Origin of the sequence: Arsenophonus nasoniae, from assembly GCF_004768525.1 — a bacterium.
Classification (GTDB): domain Bacteria; phylum Pseudomonadota; class Gammaproteobacteria; order Enterobacterales; family Enterobacteriaceae; genus Arsenophonus; species Arsenophonus nasoniae.
This window is the reverse complement of the sequence record NZ_CP038613.1, coordinates 745089-762058: the sequence shown is the minus strand read 5'-3', so window position 1 is coordinate 762058 and position 16970 is coordinate 745089. Positions and strand designations below refer to the sequence as shown.

Here is a 16970-nt window from a genome sequence, read left to right as displayed (position 1 = left end):
TCATTAATGAATAATATTTCCTATAAATTGATCTACAAACCAAGATCTATTTAATAAATAAAACAAATATAATAAAGTATAGAATATAAAAAATATCTTTACTAAAGATTTAAATGAATTGGAAATAACATTACTACTTAAAATACACATATATAATATAGGTATCAAATATTGCAACATTATATAATGTCTTATAGCTAATTCTCTGTTAAAAGACATAAAAATTGATAAAGAAAAGATTGATATATATGTTTTTATCAATCTTCTAAAGAAAAAATTATTATCTTTTTTATAAAAATAAAGAAAAATCGCAAGATGAAACATGTACATTAATATATTAAGATAGATTGTAGTTTCTGAACGTCGCACATTGAAGTATATATGCCGTGCAAGCGTTCTTTGAATTATATAATAATTACTAAAATTATTTACAATATAATCGCCAAAGCCTAACAAAAATAAAAATAAAAATAAAAATAAAAATAAAAATAAAAATAAAGATAATAATAAAAATAATAATGCTGTCCTTAAACTAAAAAATCTAAAGAAAATTATGCAAAATATTAAAATTATATTAGCATTATGTATTAATACTGAAGCTAAAAATAATAAAAGTATAATTAAATTTAATCTATTTTTTACTGTATATAGTGCTAAACCTATTAATAAAAAAGAAAAACCAAGTGGTTGCCTAAAGTAATTGATTGTTCCTGTTAACATTGCCTGACTAAACAACACACAAAATATAAATATTATTATTTGAGAGTTAACATTTCTACCAAAAATGAAATAGGCTATAAAAATATTTATTCCGTATATTATAGATAAAATTAATAAATAATTACTTGGATTATCAGTAAATGATCTTATTACATCGGTAAATAGTGTAAATAAAAACTCAAAATTACGATCTCCATTTATAAAATTACTTACATATGCTTCCGTATCAGAACCAATAGAATAGTCACGTAAACCTAAAATGACAACATACATTATCACCATTAAGAATGATAATATATAATCTATTTTTTTATTCTTAAAACTATCGGATAGTATTGCAACAAATAAATATATTATTGCGGATAAAGAAATAAAAACAGGACTATACTCACTTATCATCAGTTAAAATCAAACTCCAATTTTTTGCTATTTTATCGATCATAAACTCCTCAGCTTGAATATAGGCATTTTGTCTTAATTTATTTATTAATTCATCCGAATTAATTAACCTATTGATTTTTATAGCTAAATCATCTATATCTGAAATTTTAACCAATAATCCATCTATCCCATCATTAATTAATCTTTTACCTCCATTCGTCTTTGTCGCAATGACCACACAACCTTGAGATTTAGCTTCAATTATACTCATTGGCATTCCATCAAAAAGTGAGGGTAACACATTAATTGTTGAGTCGATTAGATAAGGTTTAATATCATTTTTCGATTTAATAAATTTAATATTTTTTATATGTAATTCATTAGATAGAGAAATGAATTTATCTTTATCTTTTCCATCACCAACAATTATTAATTGCCAATCTTTATTTTCTATTTTTTTCCAAGCTTTTATTAATATATCTATTCCTTTTTCTTTTGTTATTCTTCCTATATAACTCACAACTTTATTATTAAAAAAACTAGTACGATAAAAAATATCAAATGGGCAAGGATTCTTGATATATACTATTTTTTCATCAATGACTTCTTTGGGAGTTTTATCTGTGTTTTTGTACAAACATATAACCTTATCAAAAACACTAAATATCATATTCACACGATGTTTTGTAGACCATTTTGCCATATAATATTGTTCAAAATCATTATTACCTCCATGGCAAAAATATATAAGCTTAACTGATTTAAATAGCCCTAATTTTCTCCATAAATATATCGGCTCAATATACGCAGATTTATTAACAATCAGATATGCATTTTTTGCTCTGAATAAGATAGGTAAAATCAAAAATATATTTATTGGTAAAAATAATACTTTAAATTTAAATATAAACTTAACAAAATCAAACTTTACTTGTTTAGCTAACTCAAAATAAGATTTTCCTGGCACTACTGATAATATTTCGCATGAATAACCCTTATAAGCAAAATAATTCGCCCAAGTTGTTATGACCCTAACAACACCACCCGCACCTACCATACTTTGTGTTATGAAAATTAATTTCTTATTAGACAAACTCTTTCTCCTTAAGTTTTCTTAATATAAAAGAATAAATTTTTTGAGAGCTGCCTTTAACTGTTTGGTTAAAATATTTGTTTGTGAATTTTCTTTCTTTTAAATAATATGAGTTATCGTTTAATAATTTATATATTTCTCTTATAAATTCTGATTGTTTTTTTGGTTTCGGTCCAGGTGTTATATCATTATATTCAAAATTCAAACCAACATTTTTTTCGTATAAAGTAAGATCATAAGGTAAAAATAAAACGGGCTTTTCCAATATTAAAAAATCAAAATATATACTAGAATAATCAGTAATTAATAAGTAAAAATTAGATAGTACATCCATTATTTCATTACAAATACTGGCAGAAAAATTCCTTATCCAATAAGTTTCCTCTATTTTTACTTGTTGTAAATGATGAGGTCTTATTAAAAGTAATATTTTTTTTTTCGATAAAAAATCTTCTAATTTTTTTAGATTAAAATCAGTAAAAGGAAAAAATTTAGTATCATCACCTTTCCAATCTTGTCCATAAATACCCTTCCTCCATGTTGGAGCATAGAGTATGACCTTTTCATATAAAGGTAATTCTTCAATATAATCACTAATTTTGTTTTTTTTATAGAAAAGAAGATCATTTCTTGGTTGACCTAATGAAATTACGATATCTTCCTTTATTAAAAAACTTTTTGCGTATATTTTTTTTAAGTTATCACTTGTTGATGAAAAAAGAGAATAATTTGAAGAAAACATCTTTAATGTTAACCAGACTCTAAATTTTTCAAGGCCATTATATCCCATGACTCCAATTTTCTTCAAGGGAATACCATGCCATAAATTAATTAAAACTCTTTTTTTATGATTAAATGGTGATTTTAAAGGAAAACCTCCATCTGTTATCCATACTTTTGCTTGTGAAATTATTTTTAAATGTGAAAAACTTTTTGTAGTGATAAATTTATTACCATACTGCTTTATTAATTTTTCTCTTAACAAATCATCATTAATAATATATCTTAATTCAATCTCTTGACTTTTTTTCAATATTATATATTCAAATAATACTTTTGTATTAAATTTGAAACTATTACCGTCAAAAGTAAATATTATTATGTTTTTTTTAGGTTTATAAATTAAAGGTAATAAAAAACACATTATATAATTTATTAATTTCTTAATTCTTCTCATATATTATCAATTTTTTCCAATGATATCTCTATTAAAAATATATTAAATAATAAAACGGAATAAAATTATAAAAATAGAACGCTGAAAATAACTTAATTTAAAAAATAGATTATTTAACTATTAAAAAATTTTATGCAAATTACGAAAAACTTTAACGTTTTAATTTTTTATTTAATTCTTCATAACTAATTAAATTTTTTAATAATTAATTATTTTTGTTGAAAAGTCCATTTAATAAAACATAGCTACCGCACTGAGTTGTCGGTTCCCAGAGCACCATCTTTAGCCTTACCAATCATATATCCTTTTGAATATCAATCCTTTTTTCATCAAAAGTTATATGATTTTGCTATTTCCTAAGCCTTACAGAGTATGCATTAAGCGGTCTTAGGTCTCGATCTACATACTTACCATTTATTTTATCACTTACTGATACGATAAACTTTGATTTACTCATCATTAAAAAATTATTTTTATCATTGCTAATGCTTTCAACAAAACAATTTTTGATAACAAATTAACTGTCTTAAGCTATCTTTGCCCCCTAACATAAGCTTTATGCTAAGAGATTTAATGGGTCATGTTAGATATGTGTTTAGTGTTTACCGCATTGAGTTTACAAACATTACCTCAAACCTGGGCATATCACGGTTTCTTTAACCAATTTAATTATCACTCTATGAATTTTCTGCTGTTTAACAATCAGCTATTTTTATTACTAAATTATAACCCCTAGCACAAAGTTATAGGTAATTAAATTATTCAATATAATCAACTAGGTAATAACATAATTATAAGCCACGGCATATACTCTGCGTAGCTAACTGACTAAGGGCAGGATTTTAATTCATAACTTGATCAAATGCCATTAATGCTAATATGATAAAATAGTTTACATAATGAAATATATTGAAACAAACAAGATAAAAAACGTTAAAAAACATTTAAACAGAATAATACATTAATCATTAATACATTATAAAGATAAAAACATTTTTTTAAGTAATTATGATTTAACGCAAATAAGATAACAAATTAACAATAAAATCAATTTATTATAAAAAGTAATAAAACATAAAGAGAATAAGATAGTTATTTTTTATCTAATCTAACTATAAAAATAAAATAGTTATTATCTTTTTAAACTATCTTTCAACTTTTTTCTTCATTAAACTAATTTAATATCCCCTTTTAGAAGCAAAAATAATGGCTACCAATCAGGATAAGAAATCTGCTCTGCTGCAAAGAAATATAACCTTTAACTCATTAATTATGATAATGTATTACTCAACAAGTTACAAACTCAATACTATTGAAAACATTATTAAATCCTGTAATTTTTCACGTAAAAAATAGTTAACGGCCATGCAACGGTAACCAAAGCCTTAATTGCAACCCACCTAATGGACTGTCCGAAGCTTTTACCCACCCTTTATGGTGAAAAACCGCTGTTTCGACAATCGCTAGCCCTAAACCAGTCCCGCCAGATTGCCTATCTCGCGCTTCATCAGTTCGATAGAATGGACGGAAGATTTTTTCTCGATCTTCTTTTGATACACCAGGACCATCATCATCTACTGTAATCAAAATACCTTGATTTTCTTCTTTAAATGCAACTTCAATACGGTTATGGGAATAACGTAAGGCATTGCGAACAATATTTTCTAATGCGCTACCCAAAGCAGGAGGATTACAATAAATCGTCCAAGCACCAGGCGGAGCGGTAACATTCAGCGTTTTGTTCATTTGTTCGGCTTCAAAAGTGGCATTATCCAAAATATCATTCCAAAGATCGGTAACTTTTATATTTTGTCTCAATATCTCATTCTTATGTTGACTATGTGACAGTACCAACAAATCATTAATCATACCATCAAGACGCAACGTTTCAGTTTCAATCCGTTCTAACTCTTTACTCTCGCCATGCCGGCGACGTAGTAATGCTGTCGCTAATTGTAGGCGTGTTAATGGAGTACGTAACTCATGGGAAATATCAGAAATCATACGCTGTTGTGCACTAACCATTCCTTCTAACGCACTAATCATCTGATTAAAGCTGTTTCCTACCGCCAAAAACTCCTGGGGTCCAGATTCCAATTCAGGGTGTTGACGTAAATTGCCATTAGCAACATCATCAGCTGCCATTTTCAATTTTCTGGCCGGTTTTGCCAAACTCCACGCTAACCATAACAACAAGGGAGCACTAATCAACATCGTGGCAACTAGTAACAAAAATGGTCTATCAAAAAGTAAACTTATAAAATCAGACTGGGGACTACTTGCAGGTCGAACCAAATAAAGTTGATAATGATCTTCCCCATCACGAATTGAAAATGGCCCTAACATCTCGATCCGACCATATTTTTTCTTTTTCGGATGATCTGCATTATCTGATTGCCCAATAAAATTACGAACCACCTGCATTTCATTAGGCATAGCGCCAATAACCCGTCCTTCACTGGTCACCATAATAAGATGCTGACCTGGAGGAGCCCACTTTTGAATGGCGTTAGAGAGCCGGCGCCACCACATAAGATCATTAATCGGGTCGCCAGCTAATTCAGCTTCTATATGCTGTTCTAACATAATACCTTGGCGGTATTCACTCTCCAGCAGCGGTGTGATTTGCCTTGAATCAAGCTTAGGTACCATCAACACCAACATCAATACTAAAGCCAGCGTAAACCAAAAAATGGCAAATATCCTGGCTGTTAAACTATTTATCATGTCGCTGAAACCATCAAATAGCCTCGTCCACGCAAAGTTTTAAACCAAGGCAAACCATCGGTTCTTTCAGGTAATTTACGCCGCAAATTTGAGATATGCATATCAATAGCACGATCGAACGGTGTTAAACGTTTCCCTAAAACTTCTTGGCTAAGATGTTCTCGGGAAACAACTTGACCAAGATGTTGTGCTAATAAATAAAGTAAAGTGAACTCTGTTCCAGTAAGATCAAGAACCTTTCCATTAAAACTGGCCTCTTGCCGTCCTGGATTTAGCTGTAAACCATCTACCTGACAGATTGACGAATTAAGATTATCCTGACTTTGCTCGCTCCAATTTGAACGCCTTAGTAAGGCTCGTATACGTGCAACTAATTCACGATCATTAAATGGTTTAGGTAAATAATCATCGGCTCCTAATTCCAAACCAAGAACACGATCCAAATCTCTACCGCGAGCGGTTAACATAATCACCGGAATTTGATATTGTCTACGTATCTCTTTTAATGTATCAATACCATTTTTCTTATGCATCATGATATCAAGTAACAGTAGATCAATTGTTGAATCGAGAAGCGTTAATGCTTGTTCGCCATCATAGGCGATAATTACACTAAAGCCCTCCATTTCAAGTAATTCTTTTAACAGCGAAGTCAGTTCGCGGTCATCATCAACAAGTAAGATTTTATGCATTAGTCATATCCTCCAAGAGCAAAATACGACAAGAATCGCCGCGATGCCATGACTTTACGTTCTTTTACACGCTCTGACGCTAGTTTTCAACCACACGGATATAGTTAGTATAATATTAACATTTTTATCCAAAGAGGGCGGGAGTAAATTATTAATGCGTCACTGGGCAATGATAACTTTTACATCATCGCTATTTATTGTTGGCTCAACATCGGCTTTAGCCGAAACAGCAGATGTTAATTTAGCAGCAACACAATCCGCCAAACAAATACAGGCTGTAAAACATGATAGCCCTATTTCTAAGCGGAACATAACAAGAGACCGGCTATGTAATCCTTATGATATATTTGTTCCTTTAATAAAAGGTATTACATTAAGCGAAAGACAACGCCAGCAAATGCGTGACCTGATGGCTTCACAGCGGCAACAAAGCTTTAAAAAGAATGTTTCACGTGAAGAACGAGAAACTTTACATGATTTAATGACAGCAGATATTTTTGATGAAGTCGCTTTTCGTGCAACAGCAGAAAAACTGTCACAAGAGATTGTTGAACAACAAATTGAGATGGCTCGTATTTATCACCAATTTTATAAATTATTGACACACGATCAAAAAATGATACTGGAGAAACAACATCAAAAACAGCTATCACGATCAAAGTATTGAATATTTCGTAACAAACTTAGCGATAAGTAGCAAGTAATCATTGAAGTTTTTCCTTGCCATAGACACCATCCCTGTCTTTGTTGCCCTCTATTATAGAGGGCTTTTTTCTATGTTAAATATGTATTAATTATTAAATAGTTAAAATACTATAACTATCTAAAAAATAAAGTGTAGTTATAGTAATCTAACAAAATAATTTACTATTTTTTATCCTAAGATAATTAATATATAACTCGGCATGTATTTCGGCATAATAGTTTTTTATTGTTACATAACTTAAAAATAGGTTCTATCCACTAAATCATTAACTTTGTATAAAATAGGTCTAACAATTCTTAATTTCTTCAAGTTCCTAAATAAATTCTATTTCTATAGCAATATGTTTAATTAATTTTCAGCTAAAAAATTTAACAATAAAGAAAATATTTAAATTTATAATACCATCTAGATAAACCACAGACTAAATTAGCAACATTTTGATTATTTTTTAACTGTTAAAATAATAAAATATCTTATTAAATTTGGGTTCGGTTTCTCACGCCAATAATTAGCTATTTAACAATCTACTTAAAAAAATATAATAAATTGTTTATAATCGTTATTTTTCCATTATAATTAAAAATAAATTATTGAAGATTTTGTTTATAAGAGAAAAATGACATTCTTAAAACTATTCCAGTTTCTGCTATTGTAAAGGATATGTATGAAAAAGATAGAAGTAGTTGTACTTGATGATCATTCTATAATTTTATCTGGTATAGAAAAAGAACTGGAATCAACTCATGTTTCAGTATTAAATAGTTACACAAATTCTCATGACTTAAAAAAACATTTAGCCGCCAATGTACCTGATATAATAATCATGGATTATGCATTATCACCTCAAGATCTAGATGGACTTACCTTGATAAAGGATCTTCATAAAAGATATAACAAATTAAAAATATTAGTAATATCTGCCTATTCAGATCTTGCCATAATAGGACAAATTTTCAGATGTGGAGCAAAAGGTTTTATAAGTAAAAAAAATGCTAACAAACAACAGCTAATAAATGCAATAAATGCGATATATAAAGAAAAATATTATTTTAATCAGGTTTTTGACAGTTTAAAAAAACTTGAGTTTTACTATAAAAGTATCATTGATAATTCACCAAATTCTATATTATCAAATGTCTCTATTTCTGATTTATCTAAAAAAGAGCTAGAAGTTATTCGCTGTTTTCTCGATGGTTTAAGTGTTTCAATGATTGCCCAAAAATATAATCGCAGTATAAAAACAATAAGTGGACAAAAACAAACCGCGCTTAGAAAATTAGGTTTAACCGCCGATCATCAATTATTTATTATAAAAGACGAAATATTAAAAAATGAAAAAATTTAAATTAATTAGCCTAATTTTTAATTTAATTTTACCGACGACTACATTAGCGACAGAATTTAATCAAATTGAACGGGATTGGTTAAAGCATAATTCTGTCATTTATTATACTATCGTTCCTAATAATCGAATAGAGTATATTCATAATAATGTTCATCATGGAATATCTCGCGAATATCTAAATGAAATAGAAAAAAAAACCGGATTAAAATTTATCTATCGTGATCAAAAGGAAAAAAATATAAAAATTATTGCTAATTTTATTAGTAAAACGTCTCATGATAAAAAATGGTTACAAAGTTATCCCTATATCTTCACTTCAGCAGTGATTGTTACAAGACCAGATGCACCATCTATGTTTACACCTCATCAACTTGATGGGAAGAAAGTTGTGGTAAAAAGAAATAGTCCTTATGAAGCTTTTTTAAAGGAACACTACCCCCAAATAATATTAATTCCAGAAGAAGATGCAATTTCAAGCTTAAATCGGCTATGTGATACCTGTGATGCATATGCCGTTATAGGTCCAAATCTTATATTTTGGCCTTTAGTTCATAAATATTATGCCAATCATTTAAATTTTTCTGGTGTAATTCCTGAATTAAACGCCAATATCACTATGGCTATTGCATCCGATATGCCAATATTAAAATCTATTATTGATAAATCGCTAAATAGTATCTCTGCAAAACGAAGTGATGAAATATATAAAAAATGGATTGATGAATTAGATATCACCGCACCACCATTTAATATGATATTAAAATATTATTATCTAGAAATAATTACCACTATTTTAATATTTTTATTCCTATTAACATTACTTTTCTATATCAGAAAAGCGCAAATATCAGCTCAAAATAATGAATTATCAAAATCACTTTTTATCTCTATGATGAGTCATGAAATTCGTACACCATTAAATGCAATCATAGCCTCACTAGAAATATTAAAATTGAAATTAAAAAATAAGGATTTGGAGAAGTTTACAACTATCTCAATTAATTCATCCGTAGCTTTGCTATCATTTCTTAATAATGTATTAGATGCTTCTAAATTAGAAGCAAAAGAACTAAAATTAAACAACAAAACAATTGATATCAATAAGTTACTTATTGAAATAAAAAATAAATTTACTCCTTTATCTGAATCAAAAAAAATAGATTTAATTTATAAATCTTTTATTCCGGAAAAAACGTATATCAATATTGATTGTGACAAATTACGTCAAATATTACGAAACATCATATCCAATGCAATAAAATTCACAGAAGAAGGCTACATTTTATATACCGCTAACTATAAAAAAAATAAATTATTTTTATTAATAAAAGACTCTGGCATAGGAATTGATGACAAAAAACAAAAAAAACTCTTTCAACCATGGTTTCAAGTTACAAATAAAGAATTAAATTATAATCAAACGGGTAGTGGTCTTGGATTATTCATCTGTAAACAATTTTCTAAGATTATGAAGGCTGATTTTTCAATTAAAAGTATAAAAAATATCGGTACAGAAATAAAAATTGCTATTCCAGCTGATAAATCTAATGAAATAATAAACATTAACAAAGATGAAGAAATAAGTATCGAAAAAATCAGTACACTAAATAAATTATCGATTCTTATTATTGATGATAATATATATAATATTGATGTTATCACTAAGCAATTAGATATTTTAAACTGTGATTGGGAATATGTATTAAATGGCAATGATGCAATAGAAAAATTCAAACAAGAAAATTATTATGATTTAGTACTATTAGATAGTTTTCTACCTGACATGACGGGATATGAAGTATGTAATACAATAAGAAATCTAGAAAAAATACAAAATCGGGTTACTACACCAATAATTTCCATCTCTGCGAATACCAGCAATCAACATATTGAACAATTCATTAATCATGGTGGCAATAATATTTTATCAAAACCGATAACATTAAAAGATTTAGCCACATGTTTAACTAAATGGAGTTATCTTAATTCCAATATAGAAGATCTAGCTGAAAACATTCATACTAAAAATAGCGATGAACTATTTTATAGAATATTAACCTTAGATTTTAAAAATTTAAGTTTAGCTAGCACTATGAATGATACCAATAATATTAACTACTATTTACATCGAATGAAAGGAGCCGCTTTACAAAATAATAGTTATACCATAGCCAATTTAATAACCTCGATTGAAAATTTAATTAAAAAAAATAGCATTGATATAAAAAACAATGAGGTTATAAAATCTTTACTGTTCCAATTAGAAACTTTAATTGTTGAAAAAAATGATCATAATTAATCATGATTATCTCTGACTAAAAAACGACATATTCCATTTTTCTACTTTCTTATTTTTGAGAGTACTCTTGTTTAAATCTCATCAAGTTAACTTTATATTACCGCTAAGTAATTTTTATGTGACAAAAATTACTCAACATAATAAAAAAATATAAGCCATATAATAATGGTTAATTAGCGCATACTTGATTGTGACTGATCATTATTTACAGGCTTTATTCTGATTAATTTAGAAAGGTTAGTCAGTTGTTTTTTAATATATTCTGATATCAATTTAACTGGAGAAATTATTGTATGAAAAAGTGTCTTGTTTTATTTTTAATAACGGGATTGCCTGCCACCATGGCAAATGCAGCAAACCAGACAGGATTGTATGTCACCGGTAAAGTCGGTGGTTCTGTTGTACAATCAACAAAATCTACAGGATCAATTTCTGCAATTTCTGCTGCAGAAAAGAGGAATATGAGTGGAAAATTAGATGATATTACTTCTGGTGCCTTTGGAGGCGGAATTGCATTAGGTTATAACTTTAAGCCTATGTTTCAATTGCCGGTCAGAGTGGAATTAGATTTTACAGCCAGAAGTAATCTGAAAAAAAATGGTTCAAATGGTGCAGAAATTGCAGGTCAGCCCTTAGATATAGAAATGAAAGATAAAATTCAAATCAATACTTTAATGGTAAATGCAATGTATGATTTTGAGAATAGTAGCCAATTTACACCTTATGTTTTAGCAGGCATGGGGGTTGCGCAAAATAATCGAACTACGGATATTAGTGCTGATTATCAAAATAAGAACGCTAAATTATTGTCGGGTAAAAAAGTTAATTATAATTTTGCCTGGAGTATTGGTGCAGGTGTAAAATATGATATTAATAGTAATCTGGCTTTAGATCTTAGCTACCGTTATATCAATGCCGGAAAAGCAAAAACCAATGGTGAAACAAATCTTGGTCCAATAAATATAAAAGGCAATCTGGAGTCCAGATTACATAGCCATGACATCATGTTAGGAATGACATATCTATTCTAATTTAATTTATTTTTTAAATTAGTAATTTTTTAACCTAATTTAAAATATATAATATTTTTTGCTAATTTTTATCTGGATAATCAGATAATTTATTTTCTGATTTCCAAATATTTTCCCATATTTATTTTGTTAGCCGATTTATTATAATTAAAATAAACCCAATATTAATTGGAGCATTTCATGAAAAGACGCCAAGAGATAGCTTGTTTATTAGGTAGAAAAATTAAAAAAATCAGAAAATATAATGGAATGACAGGAAAAGAATTATCGGTTAACCTTGGCATATCACAACAACAATTATCACGCTACGAAAATGGTATTAGGCTGTGTCCCTTAATTGCTTGAGCTATAGTATCCATCTGTTTCTACGATACTTTGAATTATGGCTCGCTACGATCTTTCTGATGAAGCATGGGCAATCATTGAGCCCTTGTTGCCAACCGTTTTGACATCTTCGCGGGTCGGTCGGCCGTGGGCAGAACATCGCAAAATCGTCAACGGCATGTTCTGGATACTGTGTTCAGGCGCCCCATGGCGTGATTTACCTGAACGTTACGGCCCATGGAAAACCGTTTATAACCGTTTCAACAGATGGTCAAAGGATGGAACTATTAACATTATTTTCAATAAGTTGCTTTCATTTCTTGATGCTCATGAACTGGTTGACTGGTCAGCCATTGCGCTGGATGGCAGTAATATTCGTGCTCTCAAATGTGCGGCTGGTGCTCAAAAAAACATCCCGATATTACCGACGATAACAGCTTGGGTCGCTCACGAGGTGGTTATGGCACCAAAATCCACATGGCGACTGACGGAAGCGGCATCCCGCTAAACATCGTACTGAGTGCTGGGCAGGCTCACGAAAGCCTGTTCGCGCTACGACTCCTGGACGGCATTGGCGTGCAACGCCAGAACGGCAGCATGAAGCGTCGTGGTCATACGGTACTGGCTGACAAAGCCTACTCTGGGAATGCGCTACGTAACGAGTTGAAAAGAAAAGGGATGAAAACGGTTATTCCCCGAAAATCAAATGAAAAACTGGCTTCAGATGGACGCTCGCAACTTGATCGTGATGCTTATCGCCATCGCAACGTTGTGGAAAGGTGTTTTGGCCGTTTAAAGGAATATCGCCGGATCGCTACACGTTATGAAAAAACGGCAAGAAACTATCTAGCAATGGTGAAACTGGGCTGCATTCGCTTGTTTTACCGCCGATTACGCAATTAAGGGACACAGCCTAGCTTGATTACCCTTGATAAAATCTATATTTTTTGTGATATTTTTGATATAACGATTAGCCAATTTTTAGACCCTTGTAATGAGCAAAAAAGTTTAAGCCATCATCATTTCTTGAACTCTTTTTATTAATTAATAATAAAAAACTATAAGCCTCCATTTATAGTGATAAATAAAAATTTTTTTTCTAATTAAATGCTAAAAAATAAAATTAAAAAAGATTATTTATAACATAATAATAAAATTTTACGATTAATTAAAAATTAACTTTTGCCTGCAATAATAAATTTATTAATCTGATAATATTATTATTTATTTTTAATTAAATATGCAAAATAACATGCCAATGCTAAACTAGAATATTTGATAATCTGATAAAATCCCTATATCATCGTCATCATTAAGGTTTTTGAACTTTAGTGTCACAATATAAAAACACCGCATAAAAAGTTCAGAAACTAACTGCAAAATCACCTAATATCTAGAAAACAAATCCAATTACAACGATAACTGTAAGGCTTGGATTAATACTAATTGTAATAGGTTTTCTAAAATCGGCGCCAATAATAGCCGTAATGACCTTATTTCCCAGGGGAGCTGTAATTTTTAATGCGTTTTTATCGTAACATCATAAGATTAATTATAATTAATCTACTTACTGTGTCGACGACGGCCAACACCAATATTTTGCCCGCACGACAAAATATTGATCGCGGGCTTGAAAAGTTGGGTGGAGCAAACCGTTTTGATGAAACTAAAACTATCGACTGGGGATTATTGCCAGGCCCTTTTTATACACCAGAAATGAGCGTCGGCGTTGGTGTAGCATTAGTTGGTTTATATCGTATTGATAAAAATGATAAAATTAGTCAACCTTCATCATTGGGTGTAAGTGGATTTGCATCAGCGACTGGCGCTTTCGGACTAAATTTTAATAATTATAATTTTTTATCTGCAGAACAATGGCGTTTATTTATTTCCGGTACTGTAAATAATATTCCCACCTACTATTGGGGAAAAGGTTATTCTGCCGGTAAAAATGACCACAACAAAGTGGAATATAAATCTCAAGAATTTGCTATCAGACCGAGAGTACTTTATCGCATAATCGATAACACTTATATAGGGTTAGGTTGGGATTTTTCATCACTCAATGCTAGTGATTTAGATGAACGTGGAAAAAATTATTTTACCAAATCAGTAGGTGGTCGCTCTATACGTAGTTCTGGAATTAGTGCCCACTTCAATTATGATTCACGTGATTTCTTACCTAACGCTCGACATGGTCAAGCCCTTGAAGTTATATATAGCTATTTTTCTCCAGAACTGGCTAGCGACAATCGCTTTCAAAGCACACAGTTGCAATATTCTGCCTATTATACACTATCTGAAAATAGTGTCTTAGCCGTTGATAATTATGCCCGTTTTACCTCAGGTACAGTTCCTTGGGATCATCTCTCTTTATTAGGTAATGCAAATCAGATGAGAGGTTATTATGAAGGGCGTTATCGTGATAATAATGTTTTTACTACCCAGTTAGAGTATCGTCGCAAGTTAGATTGGCGCCATGGTATCGTTGGTTGGATTGGGGCAGGCACACTTAGTGACTCACCATCAAAACTAGGCGCTAATCAATGGTTACCCACTGTTGGTATAGGCTATCGATTCGAATTTAAACCTAGAATGAATATTCGATTAGATTTTGGTATGGGTCGCAATAGCACTGGCTTTTATTTCCAAGTAGGTGAAGCATTTTGATTAACAAAAATTTGTTATTTATTGTAGTAATAAGATAATTATTAAGTGGAAATGGAAATCAACAATATTAATGGAATTAATTTCCAAATCTCGCAATTGCCAGATCAATTTGCACTAACATAATAACCAATTTTTCAATTAAACATAGAATAATTCGATAGATCTATACAAAATTTAAGAAAATATTTTTGCCTAACTATGTTCTGAACCCTATTGTATGGTACAAATTTTATTCGCTATGTAGACAGAAAAGATTTTTATTTTCTCTTCCGTCGACAATATTTTTAACCAATTACTTTTTAATACAATCTTTTATTTGCTGTAAGCGTTATCAAGATCGACATCAAGGCGACACAATATATCAGTAAATAAATTCGGTCGACAAAAAGATAAAACTGTACGAAAAAATAAGATGTCATGTCGCTGACTATATAAGAAATTTCTGTTCTATCTTTTGATAAAAGAGACGTTTATAATTAATACTACATTGAAAATCATATAAATATATTAATTGTTAACATAAATAGACTAATTTAATTATTTTCTATTATTAAAAATGAAATAACATAATATTGCTAAAATCTCCATCATTTAATTAAGAATTTGTTCATAAATTAATCTTCCCAGCTCTTCATATCCTAAATTATTAAAATGAAGGTGGTCAATATAAATATTATCGTAAAGTTTAGGCGATAGTCTCATTAAAAAATTCATATCATAGTAAGGTATGTTTTCTTTTTGACAACCCGCTTCAAGCTGTGAAGAATACTTTTTATGTAAATCTAAGGCACATAAATGATCAAATAATTGCCAAAACTTATTTGCACAAGCCTTTACTGCATAAAACATCGCTTCTTCCTCTTTATGAAACTGCTCTTTGCTCCATAGAGATAGTGGCTGAAGGATATAATACACTTTAGCATCATGCTTTTTGGCTAACTGTTTTATCTGAACTGCTGATTCAACCGTCATTTTAACTGCACGATTGATACGCTCTTTAATATCTACATAGGTATCAGTATATACCTTTTCCATTGGGTTTTGAGCAAGATCATCAAGCCAATTATTTAATCTATCAGCAAGCTTCGGGATAAACTTTTTTGCAGCGCTATTACTGCATTGGGCACTAGAATTTATTCCATACATTAAATCTTGATTATATTTATTCATATAATGAACTAATTCGTAAGAATAATAATATTTACCATATTCTGAGGTAAAATCGTCGGGAAGGCCCTCAAAAGTTAATGTGCTAAGACCACTTAAGATAATAATATTTTTTATTTTTTTAAACCGATGCTGATTCAGCATAAAAAGAATTGCTTCTTGCACACAATTATATCCACTACCACCAAAATTAAGCCATATTTCTCCTGTCAACTTAGAAAGTCTCGAAGAAATTGTATATGCATCCGAAGTAGCTCCGGTTCCCATTGCAGTCGAACCGCCAATAACAATGTTAACTAATTCATCGGTTGGAAAATTAGTTGGTGAAACCCAGCCAGAAAATGATTTACTTATTCGGAAGCCCATTTCATCGGTATTAATCACGGCTGATCGATAATTCTTTTGGTGAAAAAACATAGTGTAAGGAAGCCAGCGAACGCTTAAGGACATAAATTCATCATATTCACGCAGTTGTGGTGTAAGTTCATAACATCTTTTCACAGCTTCCTGATGGGTCATTTGTTTATATTTCATTATTTACCCCCCTAAAATTTTATGAAAACATGTAATTTAATATTTTCTAACAATCAATTATCCCAAACTAAATAATTTTTAGAACATTCACCTTATACACCTAC

At 30.0% G+C, this 16970-nt stretch carries 13 protein-coding genes; 7 read left to right on the top strand and 6 right to left on the bottom strand.

Going from position 1 to position 16970, the window contains the following annotated elements; all coding sequences use genetic code 11:
- Positions 1-3 precede the first annotated feature (3 nt).
- From ArsFIN_RS03530 to cpxR, 5 genes are all read right to left on the bottom strand, one after another.
- Positions 4-1119, bottom strand: coding sequence for an EpsG family protein (locus ArsFIN_RS03530; protein WP_135677468.1), 1116 nt, complete (start codon positions 1117-1119; stop codon positions 4-6).
- Positions 1109-2194: a glycosyltransferase gene (locus ArsFIN_RS03525; RefSeq protein ID WP_026821947.1), complete on the bottom strand. Its 1086-nt coding sequence runs from the start codon at positions 2192-2194 to the stop codon at positions 1109-1111. The genes ArsFIN_RS03530 and ArsFIN_RS03525 overlap by 11 nt, the downstream gene beginning before the upstream one ends.
- Complete coding sequence (locus ArsFIN_RS03520) at positions 2187-3371, bottom strand: CDP-glycerol glycerophosphotransferase family protein (protein ID WP_026821948.1); 1185 nt, start codon at positions 3369-3371, stop codon at positions 2187-2189. Before ArsFIN_RS03520 ends, ArsFIN_RS03525 begins: the two co-directional genes overlap by 8 nt.
- A 1356-nt stretch (positions 3372-4727) precedes the next feature.
- A complete protein-coding gene (gene cpxA / locus ArsFIN_RS03515; protein WP_026821949.1) occupies positions 4728-6098 on the bottom strand; it encodes an envelope stress sensor histidine kinase CpxA in 1371 nt (456 codons plus the stop codon).
- Positions 6095-6790 (bottom strand): envelope stress response regulator transcription factor CpxR, encoded by a 696-nt coding sequence (gene cpxR / locus ArsFIN_RS03510; protein ID WP_026821950.1) that lies wholly within the window; start codon positions 6788-6790, stop codon positions 6095-6097. The genes cpxA and cpxR overlap by 4 nt, the downstream gene beginning before the upstream one ends.
- 169 nt (positions 6791-6959) lie before the next feature.
- Here cpxR and ArsFIN_RS03505 point away from each other — a divergent pair, with 169 nt between their 5' ends.
- From ArsFIN_RS03505 to ArsFIN_RS03475, 7 genes are all read left to right on the top strand, one after another.
- The gene (locus tag ArsFIN_RS03505; protein WP_167876653.1) at positions 6960-7457 is read left to right on the top strand and encodes a Spy/CpxP family protein refolding chaperone; all 498 of its coding nucleotides are present in this window, start codon (positions 6960-6962) and stop codon (positions 7455-7457) included.
- Between the two features lie 703 nt (positions 7458-8160).
- A complete protein-coding gene (locus ArsFIN_RS03500; protein ID WP_034249251.1) occupies positions 8161-8841 on the top strand; it encodes a response regulator transcription factor in 681 nt (226 codons plus the stop codon).
- Positions 8828-11140 (top strand): ATP-binding protein, encoded by a 2313-nt coding sequence (locus ArsFIN_RS03495; RefSeq protein WP_026821953.1) that lies wholly within the window; start codon positions 8828-8830, stop codon positions 11138-11140. Before ArsFIN_RS03500 ends, ArsFIN_RS03495 begins: the two co-directional genes overlap by 14 nt.
- A gap of 293 nt (positions 11141-11433) precedes the next feature.
- On the top strand, positions 11434-12171 hold the full coding sequence (locus tag ArsFIN_RS03490) for an outer membrane protein (RefSeq protein WP_026821954.1): 738 nt from the start codon (positions 11434-11436) through the stop codon (positions 12169-12171).
- Between the two features lie 180 nt (positions 12172-12351).
- On the top strand, positions 12352-12516 hold the full coding sequence (locus ArsFIN_RS03485) for a helix-turn-helix domain-containing protein (protein WP_081700612.1): 165 nt from the start codon (positions 12352-12354) through the stop codon (positions 12514-12516).
- Positions 12517-12553: 37 nt separating this feature from the next.
- A protein-coding gene (locus ArsFIN_RS03480) for an IS5 family transposase (RefSeq protein ID WP_135677415.1) occupies positions 12554-13398 on the top strand; the annotation gives its coding sequence in 2 pieces (ribosomal slippage) (positions 12554-12899 and positions 12899-13398; 846 coding nt in all).
- Positions 13399-14016: 618 nt separating this feature from the next.
- Positions 14017-15165, top strand: coding sequence for a BamA/TamA family outer membrane protein (locus ArsFIN_RS03475; RefSeq protein WP_026824001.1), 1149 nt, complete (start codon positions 14017-14019; stop codon positions 15163-15165).
- A gap of 591 nt (positions 15166-15756) precedes the next feature.
- Here ArsFIN_RS03475 and ArsFIN_RS03470 read toward each other — a convergent pair.
- The gene (locus ArsFIN_RS03470) at positions 15757-16866 is read right to left on the bottom strand and encodes an SGNH/GDSL hydrolase family protein (RefSeq protein WP_135677467.1); all 1110 of its coding nucleotides are present in this window, start codon (positions 16864-16866) and stop codon (positions 15757-15759) included.
- Between the last annotated feature and the right edge of the window lie 104 nt (positions 16867-16970).